Source organism: Paraburkholderia sacchari (assembly GCF_000785435.2).
Taxonomy (GTDB): Bacteria; Pseudomonadota; Gammaproteobacteria; order Burkholderiales; family Burkholderiaceae; genus Paraburkholderia; species Paraburkholderia sacchari.
Genome location: NZ_JTDB02000003.1, coordinates 160,794 through 184,075 on the forward strand (window position 1 = coordinate 160,794; position 23,282 = coordinate 184,075).

A 23,282-nucleotide genomic window follows, 5' to 3' on the forward strand; every position below is an offset into this window, starting at 1 on the left:
GCGCCTTATTGCGGTTCGCTGCCGCATGCAAGCGGCGTCTTCAACGAGCCAGCCGGTGCCGGCACGGGATTTTGCGGTGCGCTTTGCGTCGAGAGCCAGGCAGCGACCGAGTTCACGTCGTCATCCGTGAGGCGCGTGGCGATCTCATGCATGCAGTCGGGCGCCTTGGCGTGGCGCGAGCCCGAACGCCAGGCGCCGATCTGCGCGCTGATGTAGTCCGAATGCAGGCCGACGAGGCCCGGAATCGCGGGCTCCATGCCGGTGAGTTTCGCGCCGTGACAGGCCGCGCACGCGGGCACCTGTTTTGCCGGGTCGCCATGCAGCACGATCTCGCGGCCGCGCTTGAGCGTGCTTTCGGCGACCGCCGACTTCGAAGGCGGCGGGTAGGGTGGCCGCTGCTGCGAGAAGTACGTCGCGATCTCGTGCAGGTAGTCGTCGGAGAGATACGTGACCAGGTAATTCATCGGAGGGTACTTGCGGCGACCCTCGCGAAAATTCATCAGCTGGTTGTACAGGTACTCCGCCGGTTTGCCAGCGAGGCGCGGGAAGTAGTCATTGTCGGTCCCCTGGCCGTGCGTGCCGTGACACGCGGTACAGCCCTGCACGCGCGCTGCAATCGTGTCGGGGGCTTTGGGCTGCGGGGTCTGGGCGGACGCTGCGCTAAGGATACCGGTCGTGCCGAACAGGAAGGCGGCCAACAGCGGCGCGGCAAGCGTATTGAGCGGTCTGGAGATACGTCTTGGGGACACGCGCGACTCCATTCTTTATCGTGGACCTGACCAGGCTTCGAACGACCCGGCTAGTAGGCTGCGCGCGCTTGAAACAGAAGACCGTGCGCGCCGCGGCGACGCAGCAGATTCTATCATCGCGACCTGATAGTGACTATTTGCCACGCGCGCTATCGGGTCGCCTGCACAGGCCTGCCCGAACGCGATTGCGGCAGAGAGTCGCAACGTCGCCGGTTATGATTCTGCACCTGTTGGCCGATCCGCGACTCGGGATTGACCCTGCTTGCGCCTCACTGCATGCCATGCGCATCGGTGCGTGCCGCGCATGCCCGCAGCGTGTTCGCCGTTCGTTCGCGGCTCGTTCATGGGTTGTTCATGGTTGAACCGATCGGCGCGCCGGCTATCGAAGCAGGCACGTCGCGAACTGGCACGCATGCGCGCCACCGGAACGCGTGCATCGTTGCGCCAACGTCGATGTTGACTTCACCTTGTTTTCTTGTTGTTTCCTTGCCACTCGTCTCGATGACTCCAATTGCACATTCCCACTCGATGCCGCAGCCGCGCGCAGCAGATCTTGCCCCGCTCCCCGTATGTCGTGAATGCCTGGAGGTCGTGGTCCGATGAAAGCTGACTGGTTGTGGATCGGGCAGGTCGCGATGGCCGCCCTCGTGAACATCGCCTATGCGTTCGCGCTGGGTTCGACACTCTATGGCGCATGGCTCGAAAAAGACGCACGCAGCGCGGTTGCGCCGGCGCGGCCCGCATGGCTGCGCGCGCAAACATCGTTGCGGGCGGGCTCGTTCGTGCTCGTGGTCGCGCTCGCCATGTGGCTGTTGTACGAAAGCGCGTCAATCAGCGGCGGGACGCTGCCCGGTTCATTCGGCGTCGTGCCGACGGTGCTCGCGCAAACGCACGTGGGCCACGCGTGGAGCGTTGCGTTCGTGGGCGCGCTGGTGGTGGCCGCCATGGCGCTGATGCCGGCCAGTGCGGCACGCGACGGCGTGTTGTGGCTCGCGCTCATCGCCACGGCCGCCGGGCGCGCGGGACTCGGCCATGCCGCCGATGCCGGCTTTGCCTCGGCGGCGCTCGGCGTGCAGACGCTGCACGTGCTCAGCGCGAGCGCATGGAGCGGCATCGTGATGGCCGGCGGGCTGGCCGTGCTGCCGGCGCTCGGCGCATCGACGGCGCGCGGCGTGCTGATCCGCACGGCCGGGCAAGTGTCGAATGTGGCGCTGTTCGCCGTGGGGCTCGTGCTCGCGACGGGCGTGTTCAATGCGCTGCGCGGCACCGGCGGATCGCCTGAAGCGCTCGTGACGAGCGCATGGGGCCACGTGCTGCTCGCCAAGCTGGCTCTCGTCGTGCTGGTCATGTTGCTGGGCGGCTTTAACCGCCTCGTGGCGATGCCCGAACTGCGCCGCGCGGCGTCGACGGCCGCGGCGCGCCGCTTCGTCAACGTGCTGCATCTCGAAGCGCTGGTGATGATGGCGGTGCTCGTCGTCGCGGCGGTGCTTGGGCACAGCGTGCCGGGCTATGTGTTGCAGGGCTGAAACGCCGGATCAATGAAGGCGTTCGCGCATCGCACGTACACCTTCGTTCGAGCGTTAGCGCAGCCTCATTCGTAGCCGAGCCGGTGACTGAGGATCGGCGAAAAGAAGAGGGCGATGGCGCAGCCGATGGCCTTGCCTTCGAGTTCGGCGAGCGCGAGCGCTGACGAAGGGTGAGCGATCAGCTCGACGAGCTGCGGCGCGCACCACAGCACCGCGAGGCCGATCAGGCTCTGCTCGACAACGAGGATGCGCCAGCCGCGCGTGCACGCGACTGCGGCAACGATCACGCGCATCAGGCCAAAGACGACCAAAGCGCCAACGGCGGCCTGTTCGCGGATCAGATAGTCGGGGAGCATGGCTTGCATGTGAATCCCTGCGGCGGGTATGAGTGCCGCAGGGAATTCAGCAAGGAGCAGGCCAGCGAAGGCCGGAAGTCGCCGCCGATGGCGCCGCGCATGGCGCGCGGGCAGGGTCCGAAGCGCGCGGAGCCTTGCGTGACGGGCGTTCGCAGACGCTTTCGCTATGCGCGAAAGCGCCATTCGCAGAACCCGCCCGAAGGCATGTCGCGGCTTTTGGGCCGCAAAACGGCCTCAAACGTTACGGCGCTGAAACGCGCGACAGCGAGCGTGTCACGTAACGCGCGTTGGCAATGCGATCACCACTCGGCGACGCTGCCGTCCTCATGACGCCAGACCGGGTTGCGCCAGCGATGTCCCGTCTTCGCCATCTCGCGCACCTTCTCCTCGTTGACCTCGATGCCGAGACCCGGACCTTGCGGAATCGACACGAAGCCGTCCTCGTACTTGAAGACCTCGGGATTCCTGATGTAGTCGAGCAGATCGTTGCCCTTGTTGTAGTGGATGCCGAGACTCTGCTCCTGGATGAACGCGTTGTAGCTCACCGCGTCGATCTGCAAGCATGTCGCGAGCGCGATGGGCCCGAGCGGACAATGCAGCGCGAGCGCGATATCGTAGGCCTCGGCCATCGCGGCAATCTTGCGGCACTCGGTAATGCCGCCCGCGTGCGAGGCATCGGGCTGGATGATGTCCACATAGCCGCCCGCGAGGACGTGCTTGAAATCCCAGCGCGAGTACAGACGCTCGCCCAGCGCGATCGGCGTGCTCGTCTGATTGACGATGTCGCGCAGCGCCTCGACATTCTCCGAGAGCACCGGCTCCTCGATGAACATCAGCTTGTACGGATCGAGCTCCTTCGCGAGCACCTTGGCCATCGGCTTGTGCACGCGGCCATGAAAGTCCACGCCGATGCCGACGTTCGGCCCCACGGCCTCACGCACCGCCGCGACGTTGTTGATCACGCCCTGGACTTTGTCGAACGTGTCGATGATCTGCAGCTCTTCCGAGCCGTTCATCTTGACGGCCTTGAAGCCGCGCTCGACTACGGCGCGCGCGTTGTTCGCGACATCGCTCGGACGGTCGCCGCCGATCCACGAGTAGACCTTGATCTTGTCGCGCACCTGGCCGCCGAGCAGCGCGTGCACGGGCACGCCATGATGCTTGCCCAAGATGTCCCAGAGCGCCTGGTCCACCCCCGCGATCGCGCTCATCGAGATGGGACCGCCGCGGTAAAAGCCTGCGCGATACATCACCTGCCAGTGATCTTCGATAAGCAGCGGATCCTTGCCGATCAGATAGTCGGCGAGTTCGTCGACCGCGGCTGCGACCGTATGCGCGCGGCCTTCGACAATGGGCTCGCCCCAACCGACGATGCCCTCATCCGTTTCGATCTTGAGAAAGCACCAGCGGGGCGGCACGACGAAGGTTTCGAGCTTGGTAATTTTCATGCGGGGTCTCCCATCCCATCAAAGCCAATCAATTGCGCGGCGCGTGGCGACATCGTCACGTGTCGCCACGCTGAAGACCATGCTACTGCAAAAATCGCTTTTAAGTGCTATTAATAGTACTATTTCGTCTGGACTCCCAGTATCTGGGCTTTTACAGCGGACATAACCCCCAGGAGAACGGTCATTCAGCGCGATCTGCATGGAACGGTGGCGTTCGAACTCGGCAGCGCGATCCTGCGCGGCGACTACGCGCCCGCCGAGATACTGCCCCGCGAGGCCGACCTCATGGCGGCCTTCGACGTGAGCCGCACGGTGTTGCGCGAGGCTTTGCGCACGCTAACCTCGAAGGGGCTCGTGGAGTCGCGTCCGAAGGTGGGCACGCGGGTGCGCGAGCGCGCAGCATGGAATCTGCTCGACGCCGACTTGCTCGACTGGTACGCGCGCGTCGCGCCGCCGCTCGCGTTCGCGCTCAAGCTCCAGGAGATGCGCGAGATGATCGAGCCGTTCGCGGCGGGCCTGGCCGCGAGCGCGCACGATGCCCCCGCGCTCGAGCGGCTCGCAAACGCCCACACGGCAATGGCCGAAGCGCGCAACGTCGACGAATGGGTGCGCGCCGACTTGCGCTTTCACCTCGCGGTGCTGGCGGCGTGCCGCAATGAGCTGCTGGTGCCGCTCGGCACACTGATCGAACGCACGCTCGAAGGCCAGTTGCGCGTGAACGCGAAACGCGCGGACGTGTTCAACGCCGCGCTGCCCGACCATACGGCGGTGTTCGAGGCGATAGGTCGGCGCGATGCGCAGGCGGCGAGCGCCGCGATGGCCGCGCTGCTGCGCGTGACGCGCGAGCGGATCGAAGGCTGAGCGGCGTGGCAGCGAGGGTTTGCTATCCTGCTATAGATCAGACCTTTGGCTTTCAGAGCTGTCAGGCGCGCTCACGCAACGCCATTCGGCTCATTTCGCAACCGTTCGTCGCAATGAAAATCTCAACTGGCGTCTCGACCCTGGACAACGCAACGCTCCTCGAAATCATTCGCGCGCAATCGGATATCGCGAAGCTGGGACTGGATCTCGGCGGCGTGATGGCCTTCGTTGCACAACGCGCCGAAGAACTGACCGGCGCACAAGGCGCCGTGGTCGAACTCGCCGAAGGCCACGAGATGGTGTATCGCGCGGCCTCGGGCAGCGTCGGGAACATGCTGGGCCCGCGACTCGCGCGCGAAACGAGTCTCTCCGGGCTGTTCCGGGCTGTGTGTGAGCAGCGGCGAAATCCTGCGCTGCGACGACTCGGAAAGTGACCCGCGCGTGGATCGCGAAGCGTGCCGGCACGCGGGACTGCGTTCGATGATCGTCGCGCCGCTCAAGCACCTGGAAACCACCGTGGGCGTGCTGAAGGTGGTGGCGCCCGATGTGGATGCATTCGACGAAGCCGATATCGAAGCGCTCTCGCTGATATCCGGCCTGATCGCGGCGGCGATGTTCCATGCCGCGCGCCACGAGACGCCCGCCATCGCGGGAACCCTGCGCGTTGAAGGAGCCTGCCAGTAGCGTTAGCTCAGTTCCCTGGACAGCGCCTTGACGAATGTATTGGCACGCATGGGTCTCCCGAAATGCGCCCCATGGTTCGTCATGTGCGGCTCGAACGCGCAACGGACCTCTTTGATTCGTTCTGGCGTGAGCTGGAAATCGCTGTGCGTAACGCGCATGACCTTGCGTTCGAAGTCCTCGAAGTCCAGAAACTGGACGGGGACGCGGTAGTGCACTTCTCTCGCGCAGTCCCAGCGGGAATCGTCCGATGCGCGCACGAGCGCCTCGAACGCTGCTTGCCGGACAATTTCCTCGTCGTGAAACAGGCGGATGATTTCGTTCAGTTCTCCTGCAAACACGGGTTCGGCGAAATAGGCGACGCCGCCTGGCCGCAGCACGCGATGAATTTCGTTCAGTGCCTGATCGAGCAATGCGCCAGGCACATGGTGGAGCGACTTGAACATCAGCACTGCATCGAAGATGCGCGCGCCAAATGGTATGTGTTCGGCGGGGCCGCCGAGAAAGGTAATGTTGTCGTGGCGATTGCGTTGCTGGTTCTTCTCGAGTTGTATCGTGTCGACTTCCAGTGCGCAGACCTTGGTGTCGGGCCAGGCGTCGGCGATTCGTCGTGTCATGTCGCCGGTGCCGCAGCCGATTTCCAGCACGTTACGCAATTGTCCCTGCGCGTGTAGCGGTTCGAGGACGTCTTTCAGAACCGCGATCTCATCGCGGATGTCGCTGCAGTAAGGATCGTGGAGCTGCATGGGTTGAGATCATCAAGGTTGAACGGAGTGTGTCGTCTCATTCGTCGGCAGGTGCGAGTATCGTGAGAAGACTACGCGAAAAACTGACAGGGCAGGAGGGGTCGTTCGGGAGCCGCCAGGCACGGCGGCCGGGCAACGCCGGCTGTTGCACGTTGCCCGCGTGCGCAATACGTTGAGCCTTGCTCGTGGCCCGCGTTATCGCAAGCCGGCATTCGCTTCGACCTGGCCGTCGCCATCCAGATAACCGTGCTTGCGCAGGTCGGGCATCAGCCAGGCCGCGAGGAACGTGAGCGCGGCCATGAATGCCACGTAGTAAAAGAAGGCGTTTTCAACGTTGATGGAGCGCAGCCAGAGGGCGACGTATTCGGCGGTGCCGCCGCACAGGGCGTTGCCAATGGCATAGGGAAAGCCAACGCCCAGCGCCCGCACGCTTGGCGGGTACAGATCCGACTTGAGAATGCCGGTGACGGGCGTATAGAAGGCCGCGATCACCATGCCGACCATGACCAGCCCGAATGCGACCCAAGGGTTGGTGGTCTGCTTGAGCGCCATCATCAGGGGGACAACGGCCACCGCAGCCAGCGCGCCAAACAGCATCATGTTCGCGCGTGTTCCAATGCGGTCGCCTAGCAGGCCGAACACCGGCTGCAGCAACATGAAGATGACCAGTGCCGATGTCATGATCAAGCTGACGATCTTGGAGTCGATACCCGAGGACACGACCAGGAACTTCTGCATATACGTGGTGAAGGTGTAGAAGAACAGCGAGCAGCCCATGGTGATGAACAGCGTCACGAACACGGCCCGCTTGTGCCGCAGAAGCCCCCGAATCGAGCCCGCTTCCTTGCGCTTCGCCTCCTTGGTGTCCAGCGTTTCGATCATCGAGCGGCGCAGATAGACGACCACGACTGACGAGATGGCGCCGATGAAAAACGGAATGCGCCAGCCCCATTCGTGCATGGCGTCCTTGCTGAACAGATGCTGGAGCACCGTGATGGTCAGCAGTGCCAGCAATTGACCGGCAATGATGGTGGCGTACTGAAACGAGCCATAGAAAGCGCGGTTGCCCTTGCTGGAGACCTCGCTGATATACGTGGCGCCGGCTCCATACTCCGCGCCCACCGACAGACCCTGAGCCAGCCGGGCGATCAGCAACAACACGGGGGCCAAGCCGCCAATGCTTTCATAGGTCGGTATGACGGCGATGCCGAGGGAGCCCGCGCACATCAGGAAGACCGACAGAATCATCGCTCGCTTGCGGCCGTGGGTGTCTGCAATGGCGCCAAAGATCCAGCCGCCCAGCGGGCGCATGAGAAAGCCGACGGCAAAAATACCGGCGGTTGCCATCAATTGGCTGGTTTGATTCCCCTTCGGGAAAAATTGGGACGCGAAATAGATCGCGGTATAGGCGTAGATGAAGAAGTCGTACCACTCCACCAGGTTGCCGGAGCAGGCGCCCACGATGGCGCGAATGCGTCGAGTAACGGGGAGGGCCCGGATTTGGTCCGCTGGATTTGAAAGTTCAGAAAGTGTCATTGATTGGTCTCCTTAATAATATGTCGCCGGGCATCACGGACCGGCGGAGCATGCTTGTCACCCTGTGATCGGCAGCGGTTGCATCATGATGATCGCGCCGTCTTAATACGACCTGGGCAGGCCGGCGATGTGTTCGGCCGCAAAGCGGCTGGGCAATGGCACCAGTGGGAGGAAGCCGCCGCGCCGCGGGTGGCCGTTGAGGCCGATCTCGGATTGGCGCGTCGCGGGCAGGAAATAAAGCCAGTGCCAGCAGGCAGGCAAGGGGGCAGCGGGCATGACCGGCGAGTCGTTGCGATCCAGCGTGGCAGCCGATGCGCGCAGCGGTGCCGGCGCCGCGAAGTTGTCGATGGTCTCGGTGCGGCCGACCCAACTGCGCAAATGGTCCAGGTCCTGGGTCATGTGTGTCTCCTTACCGCGAAGAATTTTGGAGGTGCGTGCGGTAGTTGTGAAATACTTAATCGACCTATGCGCTATATGAAAATCAGCTAGCCAACGAAACAGGGGTATCGAATGGAGCTTCGCCAACTTCGCTATTTCGTGGGCGTCGCGGAAGCCGGCAGTTTGCTCAAGGCCTCGGGCCGGCTAGGCGTGGCGCAGCCGGCGCTTGGCCAGCAGATCGCCATGCTGGAGCATGAAGTCAGTGCACGCCTGTTCGATCGCTCCAGTCGCGGCATGAGTCTGACTGACTCGGGGAGGCTATTTCTGGAGCACGCGAGGGTGGTGCTTGCCGATGCCGAGCGGGCGCGCATGGCAGTACGGGATTGCGCCGCCGTGCCTCGCGGCGAGGTTGCTCTGGGCCTGCCCACCACCGTGGCATTGGCGGCCACCATGCCGATCCTGAGCGCTTGTCGCACAGAGTTGCCCCATGTGCGGCTAAAGCTGGTCGAGGCTTACAGCGGATTCTTGCGCGAGTGGCTGCAATCCGGACGGCTCGACCTGGCTTTGCTGTATGGCGAATCAGTCGATCCTGGCTTGTCCAGGCGCCCGCTGCTGGACGATCAACTGGTATTTGTCACCAGTACTGCCAAGGTGCGCTTGCCCAAGCGGCTTTTGTTGAAAGAGGTGGCTCGCTGGCCGTTGGTGTTGCCCGGACCGGAGCATGCGCTGAGGCGCATCATCGACGATGCTTGCGCTCCAGAGCGACTGGAGCTGAATGTCGTTGCGTTGATCGAATCGCTCAGCAGCGTCAAGCGCGCCGTGGAGGCTGGTATCGGCAGCACGATCTTGCCGCTGGGATCGGTGGCCCAGGAAGTCGCTGACGGGAAAATGCGTACCGCCGTGATCGACAATCCACACATGCAGCGGCGGGTGGTTTGCGCGACCAACGTTACGCGGCCCGCTTCGCTGGCTTGCGCGGCGGTGACCGCGCTGACTCAGCGCGTGATCCGCGAAATGGTCGAGTCCGGAGCCTGGCCTGCACGGTGGGTAGGCGGATAGCAGTCGGATGGTAAAGAGAGGGTTCGCGGGTAACCGGCAGAGCCAAAAGTGAAAAAGCCCGGTAGATCAAAGATCTACCGGGCTTTCGCATTTGGTGGCGAATCAGGGATTCGAACCCCGGACCTGCGGATTATGATTCCGTCGCTCTAACCGGCTGAGCTAATTCGCCTAAAAAGAAGAATTATGAAGATGCCTGGCGAAGCTGTCAACCCCTATCGCCATCTTTTTTCAAGATTCTCCGAACCGGCGTTTGCGCCGGTCCATCAGTGCTTCAAATCAGCGCATCAATCCTGCGCGTAGATATCCGAGTCCTTGGTCTCCTTCACGAACAGCACGCCAATCACGCAGGTCGCGAGCGCGATGACGATCGGATACCAGAGCCCCGAGTAGATATCGCCCTTGGCCGCCACGATCGCGAAGGCCGTCGCCGGCAGGAAGCCGCCGAACCAGCCGTTGCCGATGTGATAGGGCAGCGACATCGACGTATACCGGATGCGCGTCGGGAACATCTCCACCAGCATCGCCGCGATTGGCCCGTACACCATCGTCACGAAGATCACGAGGATCGTCAGGATCGCCACTGTCATCGGCCAGTTGAGTTGCGCCGGGTCGGCCTTGGCCGGGTAACCCGCGGATTTCAGCGTGCCCGAGAGCTTTTTCTCGAACGCCGCGCCCGCTTCCTTCGCGCCCGCCGCCTTGCCGTCATAGGTGTCGATCGTCGCGTCGCCCACCTTGATCTGCGCGAGCGTGCCCGCCGGCGCGGCCACGTTCGAGTAGTTCAGGCCCGCCTTCGAAAGCGCGCTCTTGGCGATGTCGCACGAGCTCGTGAACTTCGAGGTGCCCACCGGGTTGAACTGGAACGAGCATTCGTCCGGGTTCGCGATCACCACGATCGGCGCGCGCGCCGTCGCGGTTTCCAGCGCCGGGTTGGCGAAGTGCGTGAGCGCCTTGAAGAGCGGGAAGTAGGTGAGCGCCGCGATCAGGCAGCCGGCCATGATGATCGGCTTGCGGCCGATTTTGTCGGAGAGCGCGCCGAAGAACAGGAAGAACGGCGTGCCGATCAAGAGCGCCAGCGCGATCAGGATGTTGGCGCTCGCGCCGTCAACCTTGAGCGTCTGCGTGAGGAAGAAGAGCGCGTAGAACTGGCCCGTGTACCAGACCACGGCCTGGCCCGCCGTCACGCCGATCAGCGCGAGGATCACGACCTTGAGGTTCTTCCATTGGCCGAACGCTTCCGAGAGCGGCGCCTTCGAAACCTTGCCTTCAGCCTTGATGCGCTTGAACGCAGGCGATTCGTCGAGTTGCAGGCGGATCCACACCGAAACCGCGAGCAGCAGGATCGAGGCCACGAACGGAATGCGCCATGCCCAGGTGGCGAACGCTTCTTCGCCCACCGTCGTGCGCACGCCGAGGATCACGAGCAGCGAGAGGAACAGGCCCAGCGTCGCCGTGGTCTGGATCCACGAGGTGTAGAAGCCGCGGCGTCCGGGCGGCGCATGTTCGGCCACGTAGGTCGCCGCGCCGCCGTACTCGCCGCCGAGCGCGAGGCCTTGCAAGAGGCGCATGGCGATGAAGATCACGGGCGCGGCGATGCCGATCGACGCGTAACCGGGCAGGAAGCCGACCACGAAAGTGGACAGGCCCATAATGACGATGGTGACGAGGAACGTGTGCTTGCGGCCCACGAGGTCGCCGAGGCGTCCGAACACGATTGCGCCGAACGGCCGCACCGCGAAGCCCGCCGCAAAGCCGAGCAACGTGAAGATGAAGCCCGCGGTGGGGTTCACGCCGGAGAAGAAGCTTTTGCTGATGTAGGCCGCGAGCGAGCCGGCCAGGTAGAAGTCGTACCACTCGAACACCGTGCCGAGCGACGACGCGAAGATCACGCGTTTTTCGTCGCTGGTCATCGGCGCGTGTGAGACTTGTCCGCCAACGGTTGCCATATGTGTCTCCAGTCTTGGTATGCGCTTGTCTGTATGGCCCGCCTCCCGGCGATCTCGGGCTCGTGCGGTCCTGCGGAGCATTATTGGAATGGAAACTTACGCGGTTCTGACGGCGGAGGCGCTTTTCGGCCGGGCATTCGGGATGTCCCGTTGTTTGCTAATTTTCGGCAACCCACATCGAACGACGGTCAACGCTTCTATAAATCCGGTTATCTGCTGAATTCATGCGAGGTGGGTTGGCGCCGGCTAAGGGTAAGTCCCATCCCGGTTTTTGCCCGTTCTGCCGTCAGCTAACGTCGCGCAGACGCAGTGTCACGCGCACCAGCGTGCCGGCGAGGCGCGGTTCGAGTTGATAGACGTTGTCGTCGATGGTGAGCGTGCCGCCGTGCATCGCGGCGATTTCGCGCACGATCGCGAGTCCGAGGCCGCTGCCATCGCCCTCGCGCCCGAGGATGCGATAGAAGCGCTCGAGCACGCGTTCGCGCTCGGCCGCCGGAATGCCGATGCCGGTGTCCTCCACTTCCAGATGCACCACGTGCGCGGCGGGTTCGGGCCGCACGCGCACAGTGATGCGGCCGCCGGCCGGCGTGTAGCGGATCGCATTGTCGATCAGGTTCGACAGCATCTCGCGCAGCATCACGGGGTTGCCGTCGACCTGCACCGGCGCGGCCCGGCCTTGGGCGCCGCGCTCGCCGCTCTCATTGCCGTCGTTCGTTGCGCTCTCCGGACCTTCGTAACCGAGGTCCATCTGCTTGGCGAGCGCGGGCTGCACCCAGTCGCGCACCGCGTGACGCGCCACATCGGCGATATCGACGGGGACGAAAATCTGCCCTGACATCCGGTTCTCCGCGCGGGCGAGCGCGAGCAGTTGCGTGACGAGCCGCGCGGCGTGCTCGGAACTCGTCGCGATCTGCTCGAGCGAGCGGTGCACTTCGGCGCTTGCGTCCTGGCGCAGCGCCAGCTCGGCCTGGGTGCGCAGGCCCGCAAGCGGCGTCTTCATCTGGTGCGCGGCATCGGCGATAAAGCGCTTTTGCAGCTGCATGTTCTGTTCGAGGCGCGTGAGCAGGTCGTTGAACGAGGTCACGAGCGGCTCGATCTCGGGCGGTGCGCGCCGCGCTTCGAGCGGCGAGAGGTCGTCGGGGCGGCGCATGCGCATGTTCGATTCCAGCGCGTGCAGTGGCGCGAGGCCGCGCGAGAGGCCGAACCAGACGAGCAGGATCGCGAGCGGCAGGATCACGAACTGCGGCAGGATCACGCCTTTAATGATGTCGTTGGCGAGCTGCCGGCGCTTGTCGAGCGTCTCGGCCACCTGCACGAGCACGGGCTGCGAGCCCGACAGATTGGGCAGTTCGACCGTCGTATAGGCCACGCGGATGTCGATGCCGTGCAGCATGTCGTCGCGGAATTCCACGAGGCCGGGGGGCGGTCGGTCGTCGTCGCGCGGCAGCGGCATCTCGCGGTCGCCACCCACCAGTTCGCCGCGGCTGCCGAGCACCTGGTAGAACACGCTGTCGATGTTGTCGGCGCGCAGGAAGTCGCGCGTGGAGGCGGGCAGCGAGAGCTCCGCCACGCCGTTGACCGGATGGATCTGGCGCGCGAGCACGTAGGCGTCGGTTTCGAGCGCGCGGTCGAACGGGCCGTTGGCGATCGACTTGGCGACCAGGTAGGTGACCGCGATGCTCATCGGCCAGAGCAGCAGGAGCGGCGCGAGCATCCAGTCGAGAATCTCGCCGAACAGCGAGCGCGGGCGCGCGGCGGCGGCTTCGGCCTCGTCGGGCGGGGCGAAGGGGTTGGCGTAGCGGGCGTCGCGCGCCTCGTCGTCGAGCGCGCCGGGCTGGGCTGCGGGAGCGGGCTCGGCCATCGTGGCGCCTGGCTATTTGTAGTAGTGGCTGGCCGGCATGGCGGGGGGCGCGTCGGCGTCCGCCGGGGTGCTTGTCGGCGCGTTCGCGGGAGCGCTCGCGGGCGCACTCGTATTCGCGCTCGGCGGATTTGCTTCTTTTTCGAGGCAATATCCGAGCCCGCGCACGGTCACGATGCGCACGCCGCCCGCTTCGAGCTTCTTGCGCAGCCGGTGCACGTAGACCTCGATTGCGTTGTTGCTCACTTCCTCGCCCCATTCGCACAGATGGTCGACGAGCTGTTCCTTCGAGACGAGGCGCCCGAGCCGTTGCAGCAGCACTTCGAGCACGCCGAGTTCGCGCGCCGAGAGATCGAGCACCTGGTCGTTGATGCGCGCCACGCGCCCGACCTGGTCGAACGCCAGCGCGCCATGGCGCACGACCGTGGGGCCGCCGCCCGCGCCGCGCCGCGTGAGCGCGCGCACGCGCGCTTCGAGCTCGTTGAGCGCGAAGGGCTTGGCCATGTAGTCGTCGGCGCCGAGGTCGAGGCCTTTCACGCGCTCGTCCACGCTGTCGGCGGCGGTGAGGATCAGCACAGGGAGGTTGGAGTTGCGCGCGCGCAAGCGGCGCAGCACTTCGAGGCCGGGCATTTTCGGCAGGCCCAGATCGAGGATCAGGAGGTCGAACGACTGCATCGACAAGGCCGTATCGGCATCCACGCCGTGACGCACGTGATCAACGGCATAGCCCGCCTGGCGGAGTGATCGGACGAGACCGTCCGCGAGTATGCTGTCGTCTTCGGCAATGAGAATTCGCATGTGCGCCAGCGTCGCCCTCGTCGCGCTTTGATGCCCGTTTTGTGCGGCGCGGGGTGTGCGGCGCGCGCAGCGCTCCCGGCAGGGAGCGGGCCCGGGCAGCGTCGGGCGGCGGTCTCCGAAAATTCGCGGTTTCGGCGCGCGCGTTTGCCCAAAACGGCCAAAAACGGCTTGCCAAAACCACTGTTTTTTTATACAGTGTCTGCGTTCAGGCGCATGCGTGCAAATGTACGCGCGCATCGTCACCAGACGCCGTTCATCATAGCAAAGGACGATTCATGGAAGATAGCAAGAAAGGCTCGGCTGGGCTGACTGCTGAAAAGAGCAAGGCACTGGCTGCCGCGCTCGCGCAGATCGAAAAGCAGTTCGGCAAAGGGTCGATCATGCGGCTCGGCGACGGCGAGGCGGTCGAGGACATCCAGGTGGTCTCCACCGGTTCGCTCGGCCTCGACATCGCGCTCGGCGTGGGCGGCTTGCCGCGCGGCCGGGTGGTCGAGATCTACGGTCCGGAATCGTCGGGCAAGACCACGCTCACGCTCCAGGTGATCGCCGAATTGCAGAAGCTCGGCGGCACAGCGGCGTTTATCGACGCGGAACACGCGCTCGACGTGCAGTACGCGTCCAAGCTTGGCGTGAACGTGCCGGAGCTGCTCATCTCGCAGCCGGACACGGGCGAGCAGGCGCTCGAAATCACTGACGCGCTGGTGCGCTCGGGCTCGATCGACATGATCGTGATCGACTCGGTTGCGGCGCTCGTGCCGAAGGCCGAAATCGAAGGCGAAATGGGCGACTCGCTGCCGGGTCTGCAGGCGCGTCTGATGTCGCAGGCGCTGCGCAAGCTCACCGGCACGATCAAGAAAACGAACTGCATGGTGATCTTCATTAACCAGATCCGCATGAAGATCGGCGTGATGTTCGGCAACCCGGAAACCACCACGGGTGGCAACGCGCTCAAGTTCTACTCGTCGGTACGTCTGGACATTCGCCGTATCGGTTCGATCAAGAAGAACGATGAAGTGATCGGCAGCGAAACGCGTGTGAAGGTCGTCAAGAACAAGGTGTCGCCGCCGTTCCGCGAAGCCGTGTTCGACATCCTCTACGGCGAGGGCATCTCGCGCCAGGGCGAAATCATCGACCTCGGTGTGCAGGCCAAGATCGTGGACAAGGCCGGCGCGTGGTACAGCTATAACGGCGAGCGCATCGGCCAGGGCAAGGACAACGCGCGCGAATTCCTGCGCGAGAATGCGGACATCGCTCGCGAGATCGAAAACCGCATTCGCGAGTCGCTTGGCGTGAGCACGATGCCGGACGGCGTCAACGACTCCGGCGAAGTCGAAGTCGCGGACGAAGAATAAGTCTCGAAGTTAAGTCTCGAAGTTAAGTCTCGGCACCAGGGAGTCCACGATCGTGATGCGCAAGAGTGGGTTCGCCTCGGTGCCGCATGAGACGGAAACGTCAGAGGCCCTGCCTTCGCCTTTGGACGAAGGCGGGGCCTCGTCGCAAGCCGATCAATTCGAGCGCACCTCCACTTCGCGTACCTCACGCACCTCGCGAAACGCGCGCACAAACGAAGCACCCGGCCGGCAGCGCCCCGAGCGCTCACTCAAGGGCCGTGCGCTCGGCTATCTCTCGCGCCGCGAATACAGCCGCGCGGAGCTTTCGCGCAAGCTCATGCCCTTCACCGAAAACGCCGACGAGCTCGAAGCACTGCTCGACGCGCTCGAACGCGAAGGCTGGCTGTCCGACGCGCGCTTTGCGGAAAGCGTCGTGTACCGCCGCGCCGCGCGCGTGGGGGCGGGGCGCATCGTCAGCGAACTCAAGCGTCACGCCGTGGGCGACGCGCTCATTGAAGAAGTGAACGCGCAATTGCGCGAAACGGAACTCGCCCGGGCCCGCGGCGTCTGGCAGAAGAAGTACGGCCAGTTGCCCGAGACGCCCGCCGAGCGCGCGCGTCAGGCGCGTTTTCTGGCCGCGCGAGGCTTTTCGATGTCGATTATCGGCAAGATTTTGAAGGGCATCGAAGACAGTTTCGAGGGCGACTTCGAAGGCGGGTTCGACGGCTACTAATCGAAAACTGATCCAGCTGGCTCAAAAATCAGTCGAGGCCCGGTACCGCCAGGCGCGGTGGGTTCATCGCTGTCTCAAATACTCGGTATGCTAAAATCGAGCGGTTTTCCTGTCCGGTCTTACCTCTACTAGCATGCCGCTTTCTTCGCCAGCGCCTCGCCAGTTGCGTCATCAGCGCGCTATCCGGGCGGTCGCCTATGAGCGCGAAGACGGCCTGTGGGACATCGACGCGTGCCTGACCGACCATAAGCCACGCGACGTGCCGCTCGCCTCCGGTGTGCGGCCCAATGGTTTGCCGATCCATGAACTCTGGCTCCGCATCACGATCGATCGCAAGCTCAACGTCGTCGACGCCGAAGCGTCGTCCGACTGGGTGCCCTACGACGGTCAGTGCCAGAACGCTCATCCCGCCTATCGGGCCCTTATCGGGCTCAACCTCCTCAAGAATTTTCGCCGCGAAGCGGGCCAATTGCTCGCCGGCACGGTCGGCTGCACGCATCTCACGGAAATGCTGGGAATGTTGCCGACTGTCGCTATTCAGGCGTTTGTCGGGGCGGTATGGGATGTATCGACTGGGGCGCCCGGCGAAGAGTCCGGGCAGGAACCGAGCAAGACCGCCGACGGCGAAGCCGCCGGCGAAAAGCCGCCTTTCCAGCTAGGCCGCTGCCATGCGCTGCGGTTCGACGGCGAGGCGGTGAAGCAGTTTTATCCGCGCTGGTATGGCCATGTGCCGCGTTCAATAGAGCGCGGCGCGCCAGCCTCCGGCGTGCGCGACAACCCCGGCCCGAGCCAAGAGGGCAGGGCCGGCATGCTCGCGCATGAATAACAACAGCGGAAACGAAGTTCACTCCAACTCTCAGACTGAAGGAATCACGCATGAAGATTCACGAGTACCAGGGTAAGGAAATCCTGCGGAAATTCGGAGTCGCGGTACCGCGCGGCAAGCCGGTGTTTTCGGTGGACGACGCGGTCAAGGCCGCTGAAGAGCTGGGCGGTCCGGTGTGGGTCGTCAAGGCGCAGATTCACGCGGGCGGCCGCGGCAAGGGCGGCGGTGTGAAGGTGGCGAAGTCGCTGGAGCAGGTTCGCGAATACGCGAGCCAGATCCTCGGCATGCAGCTCGTCACGCACCAGACCGGTCCGGAAGGCCAGCGCGTCAACCGTCTGCTGATCGAAGAAGGCGCCGACATCAAGCAAGAGCTGTATGTCAGCCTCGTCGTTGACCGCGTGTCGCAGAAGATCGTTCTGATGGGTTCGAGCGAAGGCGGCATGGACATCGAAGAAGTGGCCGAAAAGCATCCGGAACTGATTCACAAGGTCATCGTCGAGCCGTCGACGGGTCTGCTCGACGCCCAGGCCGACGACCTCGCCGCGAAGATCGGCGTGCCGGCTGCTTCGATTCCGCAAGCCCGCGCGATCCTGCAAGGCCTGTACAAGGCATTCTGGGAAACCGACGCGTCGCTGGCCGAAATCAACCCGCTGAACGTCACGGGCGACGGCAAGGTCATCGCACTCGACGCGAAGTTCAACTTCGACTCGAACGCGCTGTTCCGCCACCCGGAAATCGTCGCTTACCGCGACCTGGACGAAGAAGATCCGGCTGAAATCGAAGCCTCGAAGTTCGACCTCGCGTACATCTCGCTCGACGGCAACATCGGCTGTCTCGTGAACGGCGCAGGCCTCGCGATGGCCACGATGGACACCATCAAGCTGTTCGGCGGGGAGCCGGCGAACTTCCTCGACGTGGGCGGCGGCGCCACGACCGAGAAGGTTACCGAAGCGTTCAAGCTCATGCTGAAGAACCCGGGCCTGAAGGCGATCCTCGTGAACATCTTCGGCGGCATCATGCGCTGCGACGTGATCGCGGAAGGCGTGATCGCCGGTTCGAAGGCCGTGAACCTGAATGTGCCGCTCGTCGTGCGCATGAAGGGCACGAACGAGGACCTCGGCAAGAAGATGCTGGCCGATTCGGGCCTGCCGATCATCTCGGCGGACAGCATGGAAGAGGCTGCGCAGAAGGTCGTCGCGGCTACCGAAGGCAAGTAATTTTCAGCGGATACGAATGGCATCGTGCCGGCGCGAAGGCTCGGGTCCGCCCGGCTGACGCGACGCGCGACGCCAAACGAACAGAGGTCAATACATGTCGATTCTGATCAACAAAGACACCAAGGTCATCACGCAGGGCATCACCGGCAAGACCGGTCAGTTCCATACGCGCGCCTGCCGTGAATACGCCAACGGCCGCGAAGCGTTCGTCGCGGGCGTGAACCCGAAGAAGGCCGGCGAAGACTTCGAAGGCATTCCTATTTACGCGAACGTGCGTGAAGCGAAGGAAGCCACCGGCGCGACCGTTTCGGTCATCTACGTGCCGCCCGCAGGCGCAGCCGCCGCGATCTGGGAAGCGGTGGAAGCCGATCTCGATCTCGCGATCTGCATCACGGAAGGCATCCCCGTCCGCGACATGATCGAAGTCAAGGACCGTATGCGCCGCGAAGGCCGCAAGACGCTGCTCCTCGGCCCGAACTGCCCCGGCACGATCACGCCGGACGAGCTGAAGATCGGCATCATGCCGGGTCACATCCACAAGAAGGGCCGCATCGGCGTTGTGTCGCGTTCGGGCACGCTCACGTATGAAGCGGTGGGCCAACTGACGGCGCTCGGCCTCGGCCAGTCGTCGGCAGTCGGTATCGGCGGCGACCCGATCAACGGTCTGAAGCACATCGACGTCATGAAGATGTTCAACGACGATCCGGATACGGACGCCGTGATCATGATCGGCGAGATCGGCGGTCCGGACGAAGCCAATGCGGCTTACTGGATCAAGGACAACATGAAGAAGCCGGTGGTTGGCTTCATCGCGGGCGTCACGGCGCCTCCGGGCAAGCGCATGGGCCACGCCGGCGCGCTGATCTCGGGCGGTGCGGATACGGCCGACGCGAAGCTGGAAATCATGGACGGCTGCGGCATCAAGGTGACGCGCAACCCGTCGGAAATGGGTCGTCTGCTGAAGTCGATTCTGTAATTTCCGTGCGGTAATTTTCAAAACCGGCTGCGCGCCCGCGCATGGTGTGACGCGCGGGTGGCCAGCGTTTTTGATATGCTTGCGGAACCCTTTCACGAGGTTTCCGGACAGAAGCGAGGGAGTCAGTCATGGCTGCCTCGCTTTTTTACTGGTGCGGCTGTTTTTCCCTGCGGCCGCGCCTTGTCGCAGTATTCACGGTTCTCCTGCCGCTTTCATGCTTGAGTTTTTCACGTCGCTCCACTGGGGCGCTGTTTTTCAGATCATCGTCATCGACATCCTGCTTGGCGGCGACAACGCTGTGGTCATCGCGCTCGCCTGCCGCGATCTGCCCGCGCAGCAGCGCCTGCGCGGCATCGTCTGGGGCACCGTCGGCGCGATCGTGCTGCGCGTCGTGCTGATCGCTTTCGCAGTCGTGCTGCTCAATGTGCCGTATCTGAAGTTTACGGGCGGCCTGTTGCTGCTGTGGATCGGCGTGCGCCTGCTTGCGCCGGCGCATCTCGAGCATGCCAACGTGAAGCCGTCCGAGAAGCTGATCGGCGCGATCAAGACCATCATCGTCGCCGATGCTGTGATGAGCCTCGACAACGTCGTGGCTATCGCCGGCGCGGCCGAAGCCGCCGACCCGAGCCACCGCATCGCGCTCGTGATCTTCGGCCTGATGGTGAGCATTCCGCTGATCGTGTGGGGCAGCCAGCTCGTGCTCCGGCTGCTCGACCGCTATCCCGTGGTGGTGACGCTGGGCGCGGCGCTGCTCGGCTGGATCGCGGGCGGGCTGATCATCAACGATCCGGCCGGCGACCGCTGGCCGCTGCTCGATACGCCCGCCGCCGAATATGGCATGAGCGCGGCGTGCGCGATTCTGGTGGTGGTGGTCGGACATCTGCTCAAGCGCCGTAACGAGCGGCGCGCGCAAGGGTCGCATTGAGCGCGATGACGCAGGTCTACCGGTCGCGGTGACCGGGCCATTGCGAAGGCTGGCGCACAAGCCGATGCTCCGACAGCGCCAGGCCTAAGCCATCCGGCCGACTGCCGCGCCAACGGGGGCGCCGATACGATCGAAGCGCCTGTTCACTGTTTCGTGAGCAGGCGTTTTTCGTTTCTGGAGCCCTGATGATGACCGTATCCCCGTCCCTTTCCAGCCCGAGCGCCTCTCGCCTCGCCGGGCCATGCGCCGCGTCCGCGGCGGCCGCACCGTTTGCTACCCATGCCACGCATGCCGCGGCTTCGCTCGTGCAGTCCTGCCGCGCGTTCGTGCGTTTCGCGAAACGCTGGGCCGCGCCCGGTTTCACGCTCATCGAACTGATGATCGTGCTTGCCATTGTTGGCGTAATCGCCGCGTATGCCATTCCTGCTTATCAGGACTATCTCGCGCGCAGCCGGGTGGGCGAGGGTCTCTCGCTGGCGTCCGCAGCGCGGCTTGCAGTGGCGGAGAACGCGGCGAGCGGCAATGCGTTCGGCGCGGGCTACACGGTGCCGCCGGCCACGCGCAACGTAGACTCGGTGAAGGTGGACGACACAACCGGGCAGATCACTGTGATGTTCACCAAGCGCATCGCGCCCGAAGGCAGCAACACGATCGTGCTCGTGCCCTCGGTGCCCGACAACGCGGACTCGCCTACCGCGCGCGTGGCGCTCGCGCAAGGCAGCGTGCAGGGCGGCACGCTCACATGGGAATGCTTCGCAGGCGGCAAGTCGGCCTCGTCGCTTGGCGCACCGGGCTTGGGCCCTGTACCTGTCGAGGCGGCTACGCTGCCGGCCAACCTTGCGCCGCCGGAGTGCCGGGCTTGAGGTGCGCATAGAGCCAGTATGAAGCTCGTATGAAGCCCACGTGTGGGGCAGCAACTCGCGCGCCGGCCGTCGTGAAGGCGTCCGGCGCGCGATGTCCGGCGCATGCGCCGCGATGCTGCATCAACCCGCAGCCCGGGCCTGATGCGCGCGCACGGATCGAGGGCGTAGCGCGCGCGGGCGGATTTCATTCGTCCGCCTTCCGCACAGGGAGGGAAAAGTTTTGTATAGTGCGCCGGTTGCCGACGCCCCCCATTCCCATGCCTTCTCCTTTTGCGCGTTACCTTACGTTCGTCTTGCTGGCCGTTGCTTTGATCCTGCCGTATGCAGTCGTCGTCCACACGTATCCCATCCCGACGTTCTATTCCGAATTCACCGCGCTCGCGCTGTATCTGATGGTCGGTGCCGGGGTCTGGCTGCTGGTGCGCTCCGCGCGGCCGGCGCGCGACTTTGCTTCGCCCGCGGTAGCGCTCGTGCCGCTCGCCTTCGGCTTGCTGCTCGTCGTGCAAACTTTCGCGCTGCCCGTCGAGCAACCGTCGATGAACTGGCTGGGCGCGGGCTATCTGCTGGCTGCCTTCATGGCCGTTCACGCGGGCTATGGCATCGCGCGCGTGAATCTCACGCGCACGGCGATGGTGTGGGGCGCCTGGGCGCTCGTGATCGGCGGCCTGTTCGCGGTGTTCTGCCAGGTCATTCAACTGCTGCATCTCGAAGCGAAGGTCACGCCGCTCGTGGTCGCCTACAACGTGCGCTTCGACCGGCGGCCGTTCGGCAACATGGCGCAGGCCAATCACCTCGCGACCTACATCGCGTTTGCGACGGCTGCGGCGCTGTATCTAGTGCAGACGCGCCGTCTGAACGTCCTCTTGTGGGTCGTGCTTTCGGTCATCTATTCGGGCGGTCTAGCGCTTACCGTGTCGCGCGGCCCGTGGCTGCAGATGGCGGTGATTGTCGTCGCGGGGCTCTGGATGGCGCTGTCCGCGACGCGCGGCGTGCGCGCAGAAGACGAGGCGGGCAGCATCGGCGGTGCGGGTGCGCGGGCTGGCAACGCGCGGGCCTGGGTCGTGCCCATCGTGCTTTTCGTGATTTTCTTCGCCGTGAACGGGCTCGTGCGCTGGGCCAACGTCCACTATGAGTTGCTGCTCGACCAGTCGGCGGCCGACCGCTTCAAGGACGCTGGCCAGATCGCGCCGCGCATCGCACTGTGGCGCTACGGCTGGACGATGTTCAAGACGCATCCGCTGCTGGGCGTGGGCTGGGGCGACTTTCCGATCCATCAGTTCGAGCTTGCGCGCACGCTTGGCGGCGTCGAGATCGCCAACAACTCGCACGACATCTTTATCGATTTGCTCGCCAAGACGGGCGTGCTCGGTTGCGCGATCGCCGTGATCGGGCTCGTGGCCTGGTTCGTGCGCGCGTTGCGCGCGCCGCACACCGCCGAGCGCATTTTCGGTTTTGCGTTGATTGGCGCGCTGGTCATGCATGCGCTCGTCGAGTATCCGCAGCAATACATGTTCTTCCTGCTGCCCGCGATGTTCGTATTTGGTCTGCTCGAGACGAAGCCGCTGCGCTTCGTTCCGCCGAACCTCACGCGCGCCATTTATGCGGTGCTCGTATTTGGCGGCATCGTTTCGTTGTGGCCGGTGATGCGCGACTACAACCGCGCGGAGGTGCTGTACTACGGTTCGCATCCCGCCGAGGAGTATGCGGCGCAGCCGTCGTTCCTGTTCCGCGCGTGGGGCAATTACGGCATGGCAACGCTCATGTCGATCGACGCCCACGACCTCGCCGGCAAGCTCGCCGCGCATGAGCGCGCGATTGCGTTGCTGCCGGGCGAGACCGTGCTGCGCCGCTATGCGGTATTGCAGGCGCTCGATGGGAATCAGGATGGTGCGTTCGACACGGTCGAGCGCCTGAAGATTTTTGCGCAGGAACTGCATGACTGGCCCACGCAAATGGCCTCGCTCTACAGCCTCTGCGACGGCCAGCCGACGCTCGCGGGCTTCAAGGCCGCGCTCGTGAAGAAGTACGGCATGCCGGCTACGAAGGTCCAGCAAGAATCGGACGAGTCCGACGACGATTCGGAGGATTGATTATCGGCCGCGGCGGCTGGGCTTCGGCTCGCCGCCGTGACGCAGTGGGTGCCAACCAGCGCGCTCAGCGTCTGGACGTTGCCTTGACTCCGCCCAGGCTGCGCATCAACCCGCCGCCACCCAATCCCCCGACTTCCCGCCGTGCTTCTCCAGCACGCGCACATCGGTGATCGTCATGCCGCGGTCCACCGCCTTGCACATGTCGTAGACCGTCAACAAGCCCACCTGAACGGTTTTTAAAATCAATGGCTTAGATCGTCTCTCTCGCACCGAACTTGTCCAAATTGATTGAAAAGTTGGACAGCGTTTGGACAGGACTTGGACAACAATTCCTATCCTCCGCCACCCTGAAGTTTACGTGATGAGGCTGAGTGTGCGGAAG

20 protein-coding genes, 1 tRNA gene and 2 pseudogenes are annotated in these 23,282 nt (G+C 64.1%); 12 read left to right on the forward strand and 11 right to left on the reverse strand.

Translation table 11 applies throughout. The features are described 5' to 3' along the window. Positions 1 to 5: 5 nt before the first annotated feature. Complete coding sequence (locus NH14_RS12950; protein ID WP_035532356.1) at positions 6 to 761, reverse strand: c-type cytochrome; 756 nt, start codon at positions 759 to 761, stop codon at positions 6 to 8. Positions 762 to 1,348: 587 nt separating this feature from the next. On the opposite strand from NH14_RS12950, the gene NH14_RS12955 reads away from it, so the two are divergent. Continuing rightward, positions 1,349 to 2,275 (forward strand): CopD family protein, encoded by a 927-nt coding sequence (locus NH14_RS12955; RefSeq protein WP_035532357.1) that lies wholly within the window; start codon positions 1,349 to 1,351, stop codon positions 2,273 to 2,275. Between the two features lie 65 nt (positions 2,276 to 2,340). Here the strand turns inward: NH14_RS12955 and NH14_RS12960 are convergent, their stop codons facing one another. Further along, positions 2,341 to 2,640, reverse strand: coding sequence for a hypothetical protein (locus NH14_RS12960; RefSeq protein WP_035532359.1), 300 nt, complete (start codon positions 2,638 to 2,640; stop codon positions 2,341 to 2,343). Between the two features lie 290 nt (positions 2,641 to 2,930). Further along, positions 2,931 to 4,079 carry a galactonate dehydratase gene (gene dgoD, locus NH14_RS12965; RefSeq protein WP_035532363.1) on the reverse strand — a complete coding sequence of 383 codons (1,149 nt, stop codon included), beginning with the start codon at positions 4,077 to 4,079 and terminating at the stop codon, positions 2,931 to 2,933. Positions 4,080 to 4,241: 162 nt separating this feature from the next. Between dgoD and NH14_RS12970 the strand changes: the two genes are divergently transcribed. Both NH14_RS12970 and NH14_RS12975 read left to right on the forward strand, forming a co-directional pair. Continuing rightward, on the forward strand, positions 4,242 to 4,940 hold the full coding sequence (locus NH14_RS12970; RefSeq protein ID WP_035532364.1) for a FadR/GntR family transcriptional regulator: 699 nt from the start codon (positions 4,242 to 4,244) through the stop codon (positions 4,938 to 4,940). 113 nt (positions 4,941 to 5,053) lie between these two features. After that, positions 5,054 to 5,576 (forward strand): annotated as a pseudogene (locus NH14_RS12975) (GAF domain-containing protein); the annotation flags it as partial. 50 nt (positions 5,577 to 5,626) lie between these two features. Here the strand turns inward: NH14_RS12975 and NH14_RS12980 are convergent. The 3 genes from NH14_RS12980 to NH14_RS12990 all read right to left on the reverse strand — a co-directional run bounded on the left by NH14_RS12980 (position 5,627) and on the right by NH14_RS12990 (position 8,302). Beyond that, on the reverse strand, positions 5,627 to 6,367 hold the full coding sequence (locus NH14_RS12980) for a class I SAM-dependent methyltransferase (RefSeq protein WP_035532366.1): 741 nt from the start codon (positions 6,365 to 6,367) through the stop codon (positions 5,627 to 5,629). Between the two features lie 195 nt (positions 6,368 to 6,562). After that, on the reverse strand, positions 6,563 to 7,903 hold the full coding sequence (locus NH14_RS12985) for an MFS family transporter (protein ID WP_052148425.1): 1,341 nt from the start codon (positions 7,901 to 7,903) through the stop codon (positions 6,563 to 6,565). 102 nt (positions 7,904 to 8,005) lie between these two features. Next, positions 8,006 to 8,302: an HTD2 family dehydratase gene (locus NH14_RS12990; RefSeq protein WP_035532370.1), complete on the reverse strand. Its 297-nt coding sequence runs from the start codon at positions 8,300 to 8,302 to the stop codon at positions 8,006 to 8,008. Between the two features lie 111 nt (positions 8,303 to 8,413). Between NH14_RS12990 and NH14_RS12995 the strand changes: the two genes are divergently transcribed. Continuing rightward, positions 8,414 to 9,340 carry a LysR substrate-binding domain-containing protein gene (locus tag NH14_RS12995; protein ID WP_035532373.1) on the forward strand — a complete coding sequence of 309 codons (927 nt, stop codon included), beginning with the start codon at positions 8,414 to 8,416 and terminating at the stop codon, positions 9,338 to 9,340. A gap of 92 nt (positions 9,341 to 9,432) precedes the next feature. Here the strand turns inward: NH14_RS12995 and NH14_RS13000 are convergent. The 4 genes from NH14_RS13000 to NH14_RS13015 all read right to left on the reverse strand — a co-directional run bounded on the left by NH14_RS13000 (position 9,433) and on the right by NH14_RS13015 (position 13,939). Next, a tRNA-Met gene (locus tag NH14_RS13000) sits at positions 9,433 to 9,509 on the reverse strand. A gap of 115 nt (positions 9,510 to 9,624) precedes the next feature. Continuing rightward, positions 9,625 to 11,283, reverse strand: a complete 1,659-nt coding sequence (locus NH14_RS13005) for an MFS transporter (RefSeq protein WP_035532376.1) — start codon at positions 11,281 to 11,283, stop codon at positions 9,625 to 9,627. Between the two features lie 286 nt (positions 11,284 to 11,569). Further along, positions 11,570 to 13,144 carry a sensor histidine kinase gene (locus NH14_RS13010; protein WP_035532379.1) on the reverse strand — a complete coding sequence of 525 codons (1,575 nt, stop codon included), beginning with the start codon at positions 13,142 to 13,144 and terminating at the stop codon, positions 11,570 to 11,572. Positions 13,145 to 13,156: 12 nt separating this feature from the next. Further along, positions 13,157 to 13,939 carry a response regulator transcription factor gene (locus tag NH14_RS13015; protein WP_035532381.1) on the reverse strand — a complete coding sequence of 261 codons (783 nt, stop codon included), beginning with the start codon at positions 13,937 to 13,939 and terminating at the stop codon, positions 13,157 to 13,159. A 275-nt stretch (positions 13,940 to 14,214) separates the two neighbouring features. Here NH14_RS13015 and recA point away from each other — a divergent pair, with 275 nt between their 5' ends. From recA to NH14_RS13055, 8 genes are all read left to right on the forward strand, one after another. Next, positions 14,215 to 15,291, forward strand: coding sequence for a recombinase RecA (gene recA, locus NH14_RS13020; protein WP_035532383.1), 1,077 nt, complete (start codon positions 14,215 to 14,217; stop codon positions 15,289 to 15,291). A gap of 55 nt (positions 15,292 to 15,346) precedes the next feature. Beyond that, entirely contained in the window at positions 15,347 to 16,003 is a 657-nt protein-coding gene (gene recX / locus NH14_RS13025; protein WP_084225860.1) for a recombination regulator RecX, read from the forward strand. Positions 16,004 to 16,136: 133 nt separating this feature from the next. Beyond that, positions 16,137 to 16,829 carry a DUF2889 domain-containing protein gene (locus tag NH14_RS13030; protein WP_084225861.1) on the forward strand — a complete coding sequence of 231 codons (693 nt, stop codon included), beginning with the start codon at positions 16,137 to 16,139 and terminating at the stop codon, positions 16,827 to 16,829. A gap of 50 nt (positions 16,830 to 16,879) precedes the next feature. Then, a complete protein-coding gene (gene sucC / locus NH14_RS13035; RefSeq protein ID WP_035532385.1) occupies positions 16,880 to 18,046 on the forward strand; it encodes an ADP-forming succinate--CoA ligase subunit beta in 1,167 nt (388 codons plus the stop codon). A 94-nt stretch (positions 18,047 to 18,140) separates the two neighbouring features. Continuing rightward, the gene (gene sucD, locus NH14_RS13040) at positions 18,141 to 19,022 is read left to right on the forward strand and encodes a succinate--CoA ligase subunit alpha (protein ID WP_035532387.1); all 882 of its coding nucleotides are present in this window, start codon (positions 18,141 to 18,143) and stop codon (positions 19,020 to 19,022) included. 214 nt (positions 19,023 to 19,236) lie between these two features. Then, positions 19,237 to 19,947, forward strand: a complete 711-nt coding sequence (locus tag NH14_RS13045) for a TerC family protein (RefSeq protein ID WP_035532389.1) — start codon at positions 19,237 to 19,239, stop codon at positions 19,945 to 19,947. 185 nt (positions 19,948 to 20,132) lie between these two features. Further along, positions 20,133 to 20,810 (forward strand): pilin, encoded by a 678-nt coding sequence (locus NH14_RS13050; RefSeq protein WP_269151829.1) that lies wholly within the window; start codon positions 20,133 to 20,135, stop codon positions 20,808 to 20,810. A gap of 257 nt (positions 20,811 to 21,067) precedes the next feature. After that, positions 21,068 to 22,900: a PglL family O-oligosaccharyltransferase gene (locus tag NH14_RS13055; RefSeq protein ID WP_035532391.1), complete on the forward strand. Its 1,833-nt coding sequence runs from the start codon at positions 21,068 to 21,070 to the stop codon at positions 22,898 to 22,900. A gap of 105 nt (positions 22,901 to 23,005) precedes the next feature. Here NH14_RS13055 and NH14_RS13060 read toward each other — a convergent pair. Then, positions 23,006 to 23,140, reverse strand: a pseudogene (locus NH14_RS13060) (cyclic pyranopterin monophosphate synthase MoaC); the annotation flags it as partial. Between the last annotated feature and the right edge of the window lie 142 nt (positions 23,141 to 23,282).